This window comes from Stenotrophomonas sp. 107298_Sma, assembly GCF_056480345.1.
This window is the reverse complement of sequence record NZ_CM151094.1, coordinates 3,478,447-3,492,416: the sequence shown is the minus strand read 5'-3', so window position 1 is coordinate 3,492,416 and position 13,970 is coordinate 3,478,447. Positions and strand designations below refer to the sequence as shown.

Annotated in this window: 14 protein-coding genes; 8 read left to right on the top strand and 6 right to left on the bottom strand. The window is 66.7% G+C overall.

The window, feature by feature from the left end; all coding sequences use genetic code 11:
* Positions 1-56: 56 nt before the first annotated feature.
* The 3 genes from ACZK2G_RS16415 to ACZK2G_RS16405 all read left to right on the top strand — a co-directional run bounded on the left by ACZK2G_RS16415 (position 57) and on the right by ACZK2G_RS16405 (position 2,659).
* A complete protein-coding gene (locus ACZK2G_RS16415; protein WP_005410640.1) occupies positions 57-242 on the top strand; it encodes a DUF2065 domain-containing protein in 186 nt (61 codons plus the stop codon).
* 324 nt (positions 243-566) lie between these two features.
* On the top strand, positions 567-1,859 hold the full coding sequence (locus ACZK2G_RS16410; RefSeq protein ID WP_025877044.1) for an adenylosuccinate synthase: 1,293 nt from the start codon (positions 567-569) through the stop codon (positions 1,857-1,859).
* Positions 1,860-2,020: 161 nt separating this feature from the next.
* Complete coding sequence (locus tag ACZK2G_RS16405; RefSeq protein WP_478473857.1) at positions 2,021-2,659, top strand: hypothetical protein; 639 nt, start codon at positions 2,021-2,023, stop codon at positions 2,657-2,659.
* A gap of 30 nt (positions 2,660-2,689) precedes the next feature.
* Here ACZK2G_RS16405 and ACZK2G_RS16400 read toward each other — a convergent pair whose 3' ends face one another.
* Positions 2,690-3,346, bottom strand: a complete 657-nt coding sequence (locus ACZK2G_RS16400) for a M23 family metallopeptidase (protein ID WP_478473856.1) — start codon at positions 3,344-3,346, stop codon at positions 2,690-2,692.
* A gap of 4 nt (positions 3,347-3,350) precedes the next feature.
* Positions 3,351-4,316 (bottom strand): L,D-transpeptidase family protein, encoded by a 966-nt coding sequence (locus tag ACZK2G_RS16395; protein ID WP_478473855.1) that lies wholly within the window; start codon positions 4,314-4,316, stop codon positions 3,351-3,353.
* 234 nt (positions 4,317-4,550) lie between these two features.
* Here ACZK2G_RS16395 and ACZK2G_RS16390 point away from each other — a divergent pair, with 234 nt between their 5' ends.
* Entirely contained in the window at positions 4,551-6,677 is a 2,127-nt protein-coding gene (locus ACZK2G_RS16390; RefSeq protein ID WP_478473853.1) for a methyl-accepting chemotaxis protein, read from the top strand.
* 84 nt (positions 6,678-6,761) lie between these two features.
* Here the strand turns inward: ACZK2G_RS16390 and ACZK2G_RS16385 are convergent, their stop codons facing one another.
* Complete coding sequence (locus tag ACZK2G_RS16385) at positions 6,762-7,052, bottom strand: hypothetical protein (RefSeq protein WP_478473851.1); 291 nt, start codon at positions 7,050-7,052, stop codon at positions 6,762-6,764.
* Positions 7,053-7,066: 14 nt separating this feature from the next.
* Entirely contained in the window at positions 7,067-7,606 is a 540-nt protein-coding gene (locus ACZK2G_RS16380) for a hypothetical protein (RefSeq protein WP_046985098.1), read from the bottom strand.
* Between the two features lie 138 nt (positions 7,607-7,744).
* Between ACZK2G_RS16380 and ACZK2G_RS16375 the strand changes: the two genes are divergently transcribed.
* The gene (locus ACZK2G_RS16375; RefSeq protein WP_478473849.1) at positions 7,745-8,491 is read left to right on the top strand and encodes an alpha/beta fold hydrolase; all 747 of its coding nucleotides are present in this window, start codon (positions 7,745-7,747) and stop codon (positions 8,489-8,491) included.
* On the opposite strand, the gene ACZK2G_RS16370 is transcribed toward ACZK2G_RS16375, so the two are convergent.
* Both ACZK2G_RS16370 and ACZK2G_RS16365 read right to left on the bottom strand, forming a co-directional pair.
* Entirely contained in the window at positions 8,488-8,976 is a 489-nt protein-coding gene (locus ACZK2G_RS16370) for a hypothetical protein (RefSeq protein ID WP_478473847.1), read from the bottom strand. The genes ACZK2G_RS16375 and ACZK2G_RS16370 overlap by 4 nt on opposite strands.
* Positions 8,977-8,997: 21 nt before the next feature.
* Positions 8,998-11,094 (bottom strand): catalase, encoded by a 2,097-nt coding sequence (locus ACZK2G_RS16365; protein ID WP_478473845.1) that lies wholly within the window; start codon positions 11,092-11,094, stop codon positions 8,998-9,000.
* 117 nt (positions 11,095-11,211) lie between these two features.
* Between ACZK2G_RS16365 and ACZK2G_RS16360 the strand changes: the two genes are divergently transcribed.
* The 3 genes from ACZK2G_RS16360 (at position 11,212) to ACZK2G_RS16350 (ending at position 13,897) form a co-directional block, all read left to right on the top strand.
* A complete protein-coding gene (locus tag ACZK2G_RS16360) occupies positions 11,212-11,934 on the top strand; it encodes an AraC family transcriptional regulator (protein ID WP_046985102.1) in 723 nt (240 codons plus the stop codon).
* An 81-nt stretch (positions 11,935-12,015) separates the two neighbouring features.
* Positions 12,016-13,383, top strand: a complete 1,368-nt coding sequence (locus ACZK2G_RS16355; RefSeq protein WP_253079731.1) for an amino acid permease — start codon at positions 12,016-12,018, stop codon at positions 13,381-13,383.
* Between the two features lie 103 nt (positions 13,384-13,486).
* Positions 13,487-13,897, top strand: a complete 411-nt coding sequence (locus tag ACZK2G_RS16350; RefSeq protein WP_253079732.1) for a VOC family protein — start codon at positions 13,487-13,489, stop codon at positions 13,895-13,897.
* Positions 13,898-13,970 lie beyond the last annotated feature (73 nt).

The window sequence follows — 13,970 nt, the reverse complement described above, 5'->3', positions numbered from 1 at the left end:
AGTACCCCACGGGGCCCGGCCAGATGCCGGGCCCCGTGCTTTTTCCGGAGTCCCCCATGAAAGATCTGTTCGCCGCCGTCTGCCTGGTGGCGGTGCTGGAAGGCCTGTTCCTGTTCGTCGCCCCGTTCGCCTGGAAGCGCATGGCCGAGCGCCTGCTTGACCTGCCCAGCCCGGCCCTGCGCAGCTTCGGCGGGCTGGTGCTGCTGGCTGGCCTGAGCCTGCTGTGGTGGGCGCGGCACTAAACGCGCCGGGGCCGGCGGCGTCTACGTGGGTGGCCCGGCTCTGATAGATGCCACCTTGGTTGGCATTGCCGACCAGCGGCCGGCACGACCGGATGAGGCGCCTGACCGGGCGGTGAAGCCGCCCGTCGGAAAGGTGGCACCGGACCCCGGAAACCCGGATAATGCACAAAAGCCGGACGGGCCTCCCCGTTCGGCTTTTTCTGTGTCTGGGCCTTCCATCGCCGGCTGCTCCCCGTTTGGAGCCGCCATCCAGGTGCTGGGCAGCCCCGCCACGGTTTACCCGTCCGCGGCCCCGATGGCCGCTACAAAATCGAGGAGCCCGTCATGGGTCAGTCTGTCGTAGTGTTGGGTGCCCAGTGGGGCGATGAAGGCAAGGGCAAGATCGTCGATCTGCTCACTGAGGAAATCGGCGCTGTCGTGCGCTTCCAGGGCGGCCACAATGCCGGCCATACCCTGGTCATCAACGGCAAGAAGACCGTCCTGCATCTGATCCCGTCCGGCATCCTGCGTGATGACGCGCTGTGCCTGATCGGCAACGGCGTGGTGATCTCGCCGGCCGCGTTGCAGAAGGAAATCGCCGAGCTGGAAACCTCCGGCGTGGAAGTGCGTTCGCGCCTGAAGATCTCCCCGGCCGCGCCGCTGATCATGCCGTACCACATCGCCCTGGACCAGGCGCGCGAACGCGCTGCCGGCGGCAAGGCGATCGGCACCACCGGTCGTGGCATCGGCCCGGCCTACGAAGACAAGGTGGCGCGTCGCGGCATCCGCATCGCCGACCTGCATTATCCGAAGCAGCTGGAAGAACTCCTGCGCACCGCGCTGGATTACCACAACTTCGTGCTGACCAAGTACCTGAACACCGACGCGGTCGATTTCCAGAAGACCTTCGACGAGGCGCTGGCCTTCGGCGAGTACGTGCAGCCGATGAAGTCCGACGTGGCCGGCATCCTGCACGATCTGCGCAAGCAGGGTAAGCGCGTGCTGTTCGAAGGTGCGCAGGGCGCCCTGCTGGACATCGACCACGGTACCTACCCGTACGTCACCAGCTCCAACACCACCGTCGGTGGTGCGCTGGCCGGTGCCGGCGTCGGTGCTGACGCGATCGACTACGTGCTGGGCATCGCCAAGGCCTACGCGACCCGCGTTGGCGGCGGCCCGTTCCCGACCGAGCTGGACGATGAAATCGGCCAGGGCATCCGCGACCGCGGCGCCGAATACGGTGCCTCGACCGGCCGCCCGCGTCGCTGTGGCTGGATGGACATCGTCGCGCTGAAGCGCGCCGTGGCCATCAATGGCATCAGCGGCCTGTGCATCACCAAGCTGGACGTGCTGGACGGCATGGAAAAGCTGAAGGTCTGCATCGCCTACGAATACAACGGCAAGCGTACCGAGTACGCGCCGCTGGACGCGCAGGGCTGGGAAGAGTGCACCCCGGTGTACCTGGAGTTCCCGGGCTGGACCGAAAACACCCACGGCATCACCAACTGGGACGACCTGCCGCCGGCCGCACGCGCCTACCTGCGTTCGCTGGAAGAGCTGGCCGGCTGCCCGATCAGCATCGTCTCCACTGGCCCGGACCGCGACCACACCATGGTCCTGCAGGATCCGTTCGCCTGAGTGATGCGGCGATGCCGGGTTCTGCCCGGCAACGTTGCCGCACTGGTAGTGCCGGGCCATGCCTGGCACCGCTGGAAGAAAAAGCCCCGCGAAAGCGGGGCTTTTTCGTTACTGTGTCGCCAAGGCCAGCGGGGAAGCGACGCGATGACCAGGATGTCAGCGTGAAGGGCGAAACAGTAGTGCGAATCACCCTGTGGGTGCTGTGGAGCCTGTGGGCGCTTGCCTGCGTGGTGCTGGTGCTGGGCGCGATCGCCAATCACATGGCCTCACGCACGCAGGTCCTGCCTCTGGTACTGAACCCGGGTACGACGGCCGAGATCACGGTCTACCGTTTCATTGATGACCAACTTCGGCTGCGCCTGCGTTATGCGGATGACGGTACTGCCACGGTGATCGATCCTGAGGTACGCCTGCGCGCGGAAACCCCGACAGATCAGACTGACTTCCGCGCCGACACGCGTTCGGGCGCGCCGTGCTCCGACATCACCCGCGCGCTGGAATCGGTTGAACCTGGTGGATTTGCCGCCTCGTATTTCGGTTATGGCCGAGGGGATGCGCTGCCGCGCGGTCGTTCCTGGCTGCGGCTGACTGTGCTGGACGTCGACCCGGCGCTGGCCGGTCGCGCGGCCTCGGTGGAACTGCTGCCGCCGATGGACGTGCTGAAGCTGACCAACCTGGACTATGTGTGGTTGTGGCCGTTCTTTTTCTGGAAGGTGGCGGCGTTGTTGCTGCTGGTTCCAGGCATCGCACTGGTGATCTTCACCATCGCGCTGCGCAGGCAGCGTCCACGCGCTGCCTAGGCGCCACGACCAGACCGTGCGGGTTGCGACTTAATCCCCTCCGTCCCCTTTTGTCAGCAATGGATAGGGATTGATCGACTCGCCCTTCCACCACTGCTTCTCCGGGCCCAGCACGTGCACTTCGAAATGCAGGTGCGGGGCTTCGGGGTTGGCGTTGCCGGTGCTGCCGACGTAACCGATCACCTCACCGCGCTTGATGGTCTGCTTCTCGGCCAGGCCGTCGGCGTAGCGCTGCAGGTGCGCGTAGTAGTAGCACCAGCGGCCGCTGGGTTCGAACTGGTAGACGGTCAGGCCGCCGCGTTCGCTGTCGAACAGCTTCTCGACATGGCCATCGGCCACCGCCAGCACCGGTGTGCCGGCAGTAGCCATGATGTCGATCGCATCGTGCACGCGGCCTTCGCTGCGTGCGTCGGTGAAGGTGTCCTGCAGTTGCGAGGGCGTGATGCCCTGTACCGGCAGCAGCAGGCCGGAGGGTGTGTCGCCCGTTGCTGCTGGGGCGGGCGCAGCGATTGCCGTTGTCGCCTGCTCCACGGGTACGGCACGGGCGCTGTCGGCCGCAGCGGAGGTCTGCGCCACTGCAAGGGGGCGGGCACCCGTGTCATCAGACGGCTCGCCATCACGCTGCAGCCACCATCCGGCTGCCACGCCCATCACCAGCCCCAGTACGATCAGTTGCGCTAGTCGCATCGGCTCACTCCTGCATGACGACCGGTACCGACGTATCCACGGCTGCAGCCACGCGCAGCACATCCCAGTTGGTCATGCGCACGCAGCCGTGCGATTCGGTCTTGCCGACATGGCCGGGCACCGGCGTACCGTGCAGGCCGTAATGGGGTTTGGACAGGTCGATCCAGACCCGGCCGACCGGATTGTTCGGGCCGGGCGGAATCGTGGCCTTGCGATCGCCCTTCCTGGCATCCCAGAACAGCTTCGGGTTGTAGTGGAATGGCGGGTCCGGGTAGACGCCGAGGATCTTCCACTCCCCGATCGGCAGCGGGTCGTGCTCGCTGCCCGACGATACCGGTACCTGCGCGATCACCTTGCCCTGCGCGTCCAGCAGCTGCAGGGTGGAGTCGGATTTGTCTACCACCAGCTTGGCGGCCTTGGGCAATGCAGCGGGCGCGATGTTGGGCACCTGGATGCGGCTGCCGGCCTTGCTCAGATCCACACCGGGATTGAGCGCCTTCAGCAGCTCCGGTGCGGCATGGAAGCGCTCGCCCAGCGCTTCCTCCACGCTGCTGAACCCCAGTGCCTTGAGCTTGGCCTGGTCGGCGGGCTTTTTGGGAACCGCAACGAACGGACCGGCCACGTCCTCTGGGGTCAGCGTGTAGCTGGCAAGGGGGCTGACCGAGTCGGCCTGCAGGGCCTTCCAGGTGGCGTCGTCCAGTTCGCCGCTGACCGTCAGCCCGTGCGCTGCCTGGAAGCCGGACACCGCGCGGCGTTGATTGCTGCCCACTTCGCCATCGATTTCGCCCGGAGAGAAATTGGCGCGGTCCAGAAGTACCTGGGCGTGCAGGGGCGAGTGCGCCGCCGTGTCAGGGCTGGCCTTTTCGGCGATGGGTGCTGGCAGGCCGGCGGGCGGGGGCGTCTGCGCAAAGGCGGGCGACATCAGCAGCGACAGGGCGAGCAGGGCGGGGCGGCATACGGGCATGGGCATCTCCAGGCAGATCACGCCTCCACCCTGCCCGTAGACGCTGCGCAGCCGCCGTGAAAGAAAACTGATGCCAGCATGAGCAGTGGGGCCGCGCCGCCGGGCCATCCTCCCACCGCAGAAGCGGGAGGCCGGGTCTCACCAAGGTGAACGGCTTCCGACGCAGTCGAGCGGGAGGCGATCAAGATTCCCGTTTGGCAGGCCGATATGGGCGCATCCCCCCCGTTTTGGATTCACCCCATGAACTACTTGAGGAACGTCAGGGTCGCCTGGCGTCTTGGGCTTGGCTTTGGCCTGTTGTTGCTGCTGGTTGCAGCCGTGGTCGCTACCGGTGCCACCGCCACCATGGTGCAGAAGCGCGCGATGGAGCAGGTGGTCGAGGTCGGCGTAGCCAAGGTGCGGCTGCTGTCGGAGATGCTTGATGCCAACAACCAGATGATGGTCGTGCGCCGCGAGATGCTGATCCGCCAGGGCGAAGACCGTGCCAACGACGAGCAGCGCATCGCCGATCTGGTCAAGCGCTACGAGGCCAGTTGGACGGCCTACCAGGCCCTGCCCGGCGATGCCGAAGGCAAGGTGATCGGCGAGACCATCGCCGCCAAGCGCGCGATCGCCCGTCCGCTCAACAAGCAGACCAGCGAACTGATGGAACAGGGGGATTTCCCCGGCGCCGTGGCGCTGACCCTGGGCCCGGTCCAAGAAGCGGCCAATGGCTGGAACAAGGCACTGGCCGATGGCGTGGCCTTCGAAGAGAAGGAAAGCCGTGATGCCGCCGCCGAGGCGATCCGCCTGGGCGAGCGCAGCCTGCTGCAGCTGCTGGTGCTGGGTGGGGTGGCGCTGCTGGCAGGCATCGCCGCATCGGTGCTGATCGGTCGCAGCATGACCGGCCCGCTGGCGCGTGCAGTGCAGCTGGCCGAGCGCCTGTCCAAGGGTGAACTGGACCAGGAATTCCGCCTGGGTGGCCGTGACGAGCTGACCCAGCTCGGCGAGGCCATGGCCAGCGTGCGCCAGAGCGTGCAGGCCGCCATCGGCGCGCAGCTGCAGATGGCCGAGCAGCATGAAGCCGGCGCGATCCGTTACCGGATGGACGCCAGTGCGTTCCCCGGCGACTTCGGCCGCATGGTGCAGGCAACCAACCACCTGGTCGAATCGCACGTGCAGGTGCAGCTGCTGATGGCCGAGGTGATGCAGCGCTATGCCATCGGCGACCTCAGTCGCGATCTGCCCGAGTACCCGGGTGAGAAGGGCACGCTGACCCGTACCCTGGCGGCGGTGAAGCAGAGCCTGATGGCGATCAACGCGCAGATCGATGAACTGGCCCGTGCCGCGCGCGCTGGCGATTTCAGCGTGCGTGGCGACGCCGCGGCATTCCAGTACCAGTTCCAGGCGATGGTGAACCACCTCAACGGCATGATGGCCAGTTCGCAGGCCAGCATCGCCGATGTCTCCGACGTGCTGCGCGCCATCTCGCATGGCAACCTCACCGCGCGCATGGAGGGCGAGTACGAGGGCGTGTTCGCGCGCATGCGTGACGATGCCAATGCCACCACCACGCAGCTGACCGGTATCGTGCGTGGCATCCAGGTGGCCGCCGACAGCATCAACAACGCGGCACAGGAACTGGCGGCCGGCAACAACGATCTGTCGCGCCGTACCGAACAACAGGCCGCGAATCTGGAAGAGGCTGCCGCCTCGATGGAAGAGCTGACCTCGACCGTGCGCCAGAACGCCGAGCTGGCACGCCAGGCCGACAGCGAAGCGCATGCGGCCGGCGTTGCCGTGCGCGAGACCGAGCAGGCCATGGCGCAGATGGCCACGGTGATGGGCGAGATCGATCAGTCTTCGGCGCGCATTTCGGAAATCTCCACGGTGATCGATGGCATCGCCTTCCAGACCAACATCCTGGCGCTGAACGCTGCAGTGGAAGCGGCGCGTGCCGGCGAACAGGGCCGCGGCTTTGCGGTGGTGGCCAGCGAAGTGCGTACGTTGGCACAGCGTGCCGGTGTCGCTGCCAAGGAGATCAAGGAGTTGATCGAGGACGCCGCTGCCAAGGTGCAGAGCGGTCTGGCCGTGACCGTGGAATCGGAAGCCGCCATTGCCCGCGTGGCCCAGGCGAGCTCGCGTACCACCCAGCTGATGAGCGACATCGCCGCCGCCAGCAAGGAACAGGCGGCCGGCATCGAGCAGGTCAACCAGGTGGTGGTGCAGATGGACCAGGTGACCCAGCAGAACGCTGCGCTGGTGGAAGAGGCGACCGCTGCCAGCCGCGCGCTGGAAGAACAGGCGCATGCGCTGACCACTTCGGTGTCGGTGTTCCAGCTGGAGCAGGGGGCACGCATGCACAGCCTGCCTGCACGCGCGGCGTAGGCCAACGGCAGCGCGATGTTGGATGGCGCCCTGCATGCGATGACCCGTATGCAGGGCGTCGATGCACGCAATGGTTGAGTGCCGCTAGCGCCCGCGTGCCGAGCGTTCGATCAACCAACCGACCGCGTACAGCAACAGCAGTGTTGGCGGAACCAGCACCGCATACGCGGTCGACCAGGGCTTGCCGTACAACAGGCTGCCTGCGCCAATGGCATCAAGCGCGGCAGACTGCAGGGTGATGGGGAGTGCCATCAGGATGTAGGTACCCTTCGGGTCGGCGTCTGTCTGCGCGCCGTGGACCAGCCACGCGGTCAACAGCAGGTAGACCACGCACAGCGCAAGGCCTGTCCGGCTCAGCAGTCGTCGCATCTTCATCTGCAGGCCTCCTGTCAACGGACGTCGAAGCGGGCCTGCAGGGGCAGGCTTACATTCCGCAACAGATCCCTGACCACCACCTGCGCGGTCCACGTGCCCTTCGGGTCACCTGCTTCGGCGACGAACTTCAGCTGCACACTGGTCATGTACAGCAGGGTTGGCGGGCCGGGCAGGGCGGCAGTGAAGCAGGGAACATCGCGTTCGTCGACACTGGTACTGCCGTCCGGGCGAAGCATGCGCAGATCGCAGTGCACCTTGGGTACGCGGTTCTCATCCAGTTGCGGGTTGGACAGGAATGTCAGCAGGAACAATTCTCCGCCCAGGTGGACTTCGCTGGCCTCGGTAAAGCTGGGAGTGCTCTCCGGTGGAGTTTCCCACTTGGCCCGCCAGTCGGCGTCGGAGGTGACCAGCAGGGATGCCGCAAAGCCATCGCTGGCTTTCATGGCATCGGTCTGCGGCACCGCCTTGCCGTCGCCATTTATCCAGCCATCGCTGGCAAAGGTGGTCAGTGGCAGCATCAGGGCCATCATGGCCAGTGCGTAGGTCCCTCGCATCAACGCTCTCCTTGGTAGCCGCATCCTGCGGCAGAGCCGGCAGTATCGCGCAACCTTGGCCGGCACAGCAGAGGGAGAGCCAGGAAGAGGTTCCTTCGCCTGCCGATCCGGGCGATGCTTGCCAGCAAAGGAGCTGGCATGGGAACGGGACGTGAGGAAAAACAGGGCTGTGATGCCGCGTCGGCCGCGCCGCTGCACGTACTGATGCTGCCAGGCCTGGATGGCACCGGCAGCATGTCGACCCCGTTGCTGTCCGCACTGCAGGCTCATGGGCTGACGACGCAGGCGATCGCGCTGCCTGCGCAGGGCGGGCAGGATTACGCCACGCTTGCCAGATGGCTGTGGCCGCAGCTGCCCCGCCACCCCTTCATCCTGCTTGCCGAGTCCTTCTCGGGGCCGTTGGCGGTCGAGCTGGCCGCGCGACAGCCCGCAGCGCTGCGCGGACTGGTGCTTGCCGCGACCTTTGCGCGCCGGCCCGTGCCATTGCCGGCAGCCGGCGCGGCACTGCTGTCACCGGCCTGGCCGGTGCCTCCCGTGGCGTTGCTGGCGCGCTTCCTGCTGGGGCGGTGGCGCACCGGCGAGCACATGTCGATGCTGCGCGCTGCGTTGGCTCAGATTCCAGCGACCACGTTGCGGCAGCGCGCCGCAGCGACCCTGCGGGTGGACGTACGCGCATTGCTGCCGCAGATCGGGGTGCCGACGCTGTGCCTGCAGGCGGGCCATGACCGGCTGCTGTGGCCGCCGAGCGTAGCCGAGCTGCAGACCCTGCTGCCGGACGCGCGGCACGTGGCCCTGGACGGGCCGCATCTGCTGCTGCAGGCCTGTGCCGAACCGGCCGCCGCGGTGGTGGCCGGTTGGGTGAGGGCGCTGCCCGCTACCGGCTAACTGCCGGCGCGGGTGCGTGCGGCCTTCTTCGCCGCGGTCTTGCGTACCGCCTTTTTTGCTGCACGGGTCTTCGCGGCCTTCTTCGCTGCGGTGCTGCGTGAGGCGCTCTTCTGCGTTGCCTTCCCGGCGGCCGCCTTCTCTGCAGGGACCTTCGCAGGGGCCTTCTTCACCGCCTTCTTTGCAGCAGTCTTCCTGGTGGCGGCCTTCTTCGCAGGCGTCTTCTTCGCAGCGGTCTTATTCGCCACCTTCTTCGCCGGCGCCTTGCTTGCGGAAGCCTTCTTCGCCGTTGTCTTTCTGGCCACCTTCTTCGTTGCCTTGCGCGCGCTGCCGCTGCGCTTGCCACCACCATCCTGCTTGTTCACGGTGGCCCAGGCGATTCGCTCGGCGGTGCCTTCACTGGCACCGCGTTCGCGCTCACTCTCTTCGATATGCTCGGCCTGGCGCTTCTGTTTGTCGGTATAGGCGGATTTGTCACCACGGGGCATGGGGATTCTCCTGTCGGATGGTCAGGCCAGCAGGCGCAGCTTCGGCTCGCGGGCCCACTGGCGGGTGGCGGCAGCGGCGAGGAAGGCCTTGCTGTCCTCGGCCTCGACGGTACCGGCATCGTTGCCGACGCGCGCTGCCTTCAACAGGGCCTGTGCGCCTTCGTCACTGGCGATGGCTTTCAGGTGCGCCCAGGCATCGCTGACAAAGCCCACGGCTGCCGATTCCTTTGCCAAGGCCTTGCCGGCGTCGGCACTCAGCACTACCGCCACTGCGTCGAACACCACCGACGGGGTACCGGCCAGGTGTCCATCGGCGGCCTGCACCTTGCCGTCGCTGAGTGTGGCACCACCGATTTTAGGTGCGATCAGCTTGACGCTGGCGCCGGCCTTTTCGGCGGCCTTGCGCAGAGTGGCGATCACCCGTGCGTCGGAGCCCTCGTCGAACAGGATGCCGATGCAGCGCCCCTGCAGCAGGGGCTTGTTGCGGCCGATCACGCGGACCTCGGGTGCGGCGGGCAGGTCCTGTGCAGGGGTTGCCGTCGGTGCCGGGGCGGGCAGGGTACCCAGTGCCAGCCCGTCGGCCACGCGCTTGGCCAGGCCTTCGTCGATGTTGCGCAGATGGCTGACGGTGCGCACGCGCACCTTCTCGGTTTCCACCTTCGACAGCTCGAACACCAGCGCCGAGGCCAGGTGCGCCTGTTCCGGTTTTTCCAAGCTGCGGAAGAACATCCGCGCCTGGCTGTAGTGGTCGGCAAAGCTCTCCGCGCGGGTGCGGCCCTTGCGCCCATCATCGGCGCTGGCGTGGCTGCGGAAACCGGCAGGCGTCTCGCGAGGGCTGTCTTCCTGCAGCGAGCTGGGGTCGTAGGCCACGCGCCCCTTCGGCACCTGCATCTGCATGTGGCCATCGCGCTGGTGGTTGGCGAACGGGCACTTCGGTGCGTTGATCGGAATCTGGTTGAAGTTCGGTCCACCCAGGCGGATCAGCTGGGTATCCAGATAGGAGAACAGCCGCCCCTGCAGCAGCGGGTCGTTGCTGAAATCGATGCCCGGCGGCACGTTGGCCGGGCAGAAGGCGACCTGCTCGGTCTCGGCGAAGAAGTTGTCCGGCCAGCGGTCCAGCACCATGCGTCCGATCACCTGCAGCGGCACCAGCGACTCGGGAATGATCTTGGTCGGGTCCAGGTGGTCGAACGGGAAGCCATCGGCCTGTTCTTCGGTGAACAGCTGCACGGCCAGTTCCCACTCGGGGAAGTCGCCGCGCTGGATCGCCTCGAACAGGTCGCGGCGGTGGAAATCGTTGTCGGCGGCCTGCAGCTTCAGCGCCTCGTCCCAGATCGTGGACTGCAGCCCCAGCTTCGGACGCCAATGGAACTTGACGAAGGTGGAATTTCCTTCTTCGTCCAGCAGGCGGAAGCTGTGGATGCCGAAGCCTTCGATGGTGCGCAGCGAGCGCGGGATCGTGCGGTCACTCATCGCCCACATGATCATGTGCATCGACTCGGGCATCAGCGAGACGAAATCCCAGAACGTATCGTGCGCGCTGGCCGCCTGCGGGAACGCGCGGTCCGGTTCCATCTTCACCGCATGGATCAGGTCGGGGAACTTGATCGCATCCTGGATGAAGAACACCGGAATGTTGTTGCCGACCAGGTCCCAGTTGCCTTCCCTGGTGTAGAACTTCACCGCGAAGCCGCGCACGTCGCGCGGGGTGTCGACCGAGCCTGCGCCGCCGGCAACCGTGGAGAAGCGGGTGAACACCGGCGTCTTCACCCCGACTTCGGTGAGGATCTTCGCCCGGGTCACCTTGCCCAGCGACCGGGTCAGTTCGAAGAAGCCGTGGGCAGCCGAACCGCGCGCGTGGACGATGCGCTCGGGAATGCGTTCGTGGTCGAAGTGGGTGATCTTCTCGCGCAGCAGGAAGTCTTCCAGCAAGGTCGGCCCACGCGGCCCCTGGCGCAGGGAATTCTGGTTGTCGGCGACAGGGATGCCCTGGTTGCTGGTCAGTACCGGATGGGCGCCTCCTGCCAGCTGATGCAGTTCATCGCCCTGGCCGCGGCTGTCACGGTCGGCGGAGGGAGTGACGGGAGCGCGCTTGCCGGTCGGCTTGCTGGCGGCCATGGAGGTTCTCCTGGAGCGGGTAGGGGCAGACTCCGGACACTGGCGCGGGTGGCGTTAATCCCCAGTCCCCTGGGGGTGAACGCGCAGGGAAATCGGCGGCTCGGGTATGCTTGCCGCATGCGAGTCGAACCCGCCGACATCGAAGCCCTGTTCGACGCCATTCCGGACGTGCTGTTCTTCATGAAGGACCGCCAGGGCCGCTACACCTACGTCAACCAGACCATGCTGCGACGGCTGGGCCTGCGTGCGCGCAAGGACGTGATCGGCCGTACCGCGGCCGAGATCTACCCGACCGGCCTCAGTGCGGATTACGTCGACCAGGACGCCCGTGTGCTGTCCGGCGAGGTGATCGAGAACCTTATGGAGCTGCACCTGTTCGCCAACCGCGAACCGGGCTGGTGCCTGACCTGCAAGCGCCCGCTGGTGGTCGACGGGGCGATCGAGGGCCTGATCGGCATTTCCCGGGACCTTGGCCAGAAGGACAGCCTGGGCACCCAGTACGAGCAGCTGCGACTGGCCCTGGCCCACCTCAATGCGCACTACGCCGAGAACGTACGCATGCAGACCCTGCTGGACATCACCGGCTTCTCGCTGTCCAAGCTTGAACGCAGTTTCCGCAAGGTGTTCCAGATGACCCCGCAGCAGGTGCTGACCCGGCTGCGGATCCAGATGGCCATGCACCTGCTGCACGGCGACGACAGCATCGCCTGCATCGGCCAGGCCTGCGGTTTCAGCGACCAGAGCGCCTTTACCCGCAAGTTCAAGGCTGAAACCGGTTTCTCGCCGCGCGCCTATCGCGCCCGTATCGGTGGGAACGTCGGCGAGCCAGCGCTGGCCTGAGCCGCCTGCTGCGCTGTGCCTATCCCCGTGGGCATGGGACAGGGTAAGGTGTCGCCCCTGTAGCCGCCGCCAGCCCTGCCGATGCCCAACTCGATTCCGACCGCTTCGCCGTCCCGCCTCGGGCACTCGCTCAAGCCCCGCCAGCTGATCATGATGGGCCTGGGCAGCGCCATCGGCGCCGGCCTGTTCCTCGGCTCGGGCGTGGGTGTGCAGGCGGCCGGTCCGGCGGTGCTGGTGTCGTATCTGGTGGCTGGCGCGCTGGTGATCATCGTAATGAACGCGCTGGGCGAAATGGCGGCGGCCAAACCGACCAGTGGTGCGTTCTCGGTATATGCGGCCGACGCCATGGGCGCTACCGCCGGCGCTACCGTGGGCTGGCTGTGGTGGGTGCAGCTGGTGATCGTGATCGCCGCCGAGGCCGTCGGTGCAGCCGGGCTGCTGGCCTCGGTCTGGCCGGTGATACCGGTGCCGATGGCGGCACTGGCCTTCATGCTGTTCTTCACCGCGATCAACCTGCTCGGAGTGAAGAACTTCGGCGAGTTCGAATTCTGGTTCGCCATCCTCAAGGTGGCGGCGATCCTGGCCTTCATCGCCATCGGCGTGGCGCTGCTGATGGGCTGGCTGCCGCAGGTGGCCTCGCCGGGCCTGAGCAACTTCACCGAGCATGGCGGCTTCGCGCCGAAGGGGCTGGCCGGTATTGGCGCGGCACTGCTGGTTGTCGTTTTTGCCTTTGGCGGCACCGAGATCGTGGCGGTCGCCGCAGCCGAAACCGAAGATCCCGAGCGCAGCATCGCCCGTGCCATCCGCACCGTGGCCTGGCGCATCCTGGTGTTCTACATCGGTTCCCTGAGCGTGATCATCGCCGTGGTGCCGTGGACCAGCGAGGCGCTGAAGTCGCCGTTCGCTGCGGTGCTGGATATCGCCCGCATCCCGGGCGCAGGTACGGCCATCACCCTGATCGCCGTGATCGCGCTGCTGTCGGCGCTCAATGCCAACCTCTACGGCGCCTCGCGCATGATGTATTCGCTGGCGCAGCGTCGTGAAGCGCCGGCCGTGCTCGGCTGGACCGACCCGCGCCAGGTGCCGGTGATCGCCGTGCTGGCCAGCGTGCTGTTCGGCTTTGCCGCCACGGTGATGGAGCTGCTGTTCCCGGACCGCGTACTGCCGGTGCTGCTGAACATCGTCGGTTCCACCTGCCTGCTGGTGTGGACGCTGTCGCTGGTCTCGCAGTTGGTGCTGCGCCGCCGCGCCGACCGCCTCGGCACCCGCCTGCCGTTCCGCATGGCCGGTTTCCCATGGCTGACCGTCTGTGCGCTGGGCATCCTGGCACTGATCTTCGGCCTGCTGCTGAGCGAGTCGCATACCCGGCTGCAGTTCCTGTCGATGGTGGCGCTGACCGCCACGATCGCCGCCGGCAGTGCCATCGCACGGCGCATGCGCGAGGCGTGACTGAAGCTGCCGGCCAGCGGCCGGCACTACCACGGGGGCTGCACATCCGCCGTGCCATCCTGATCGCGTGGGCCGCCAGCGGCCCGTCGACCAGGAGTACCGCATGCTGCGCAGTCGCCCCTTCCTGATGTTCACCGGCCAGGCCGAGGCCGCCCTGGCCCTGTACGCCGAAGCCTTCGCCGATTTCCGCCTGCTGGCAATGCAGCGCCATCCGGAAGGCCCGGGAGCGGGCGTGCCGGGGCAGGTGCGCCAGGCCATCTTCCTGCTCGGCGGCACCCATTACCTGTGCTTTGACAGCCTGGACGTGCACGATTTCACCTTCTCGCCGTCGATCTCGCTGTTCGTGGAGTGCTCCGGCGCCGAACAGTTCGAGCGTGCCGCGCGGGTGCTGGGCGAGGGCGGTCACTGGTTGATGCCGGTGGGCGACTATGACTTCAGCAACCGCTATGGCTGGGTGCAGGATCGCTTCGGCGTGTCGTGGCAGTTGAGCCTGGGGCAGATGCCGGACCCGTGACCGGATGTTTGTGGGTGTGGGCCTTGGTCCATACGCCCTTATGAAAACGGCCCGCTTGCGCGGGCCGTTTTCT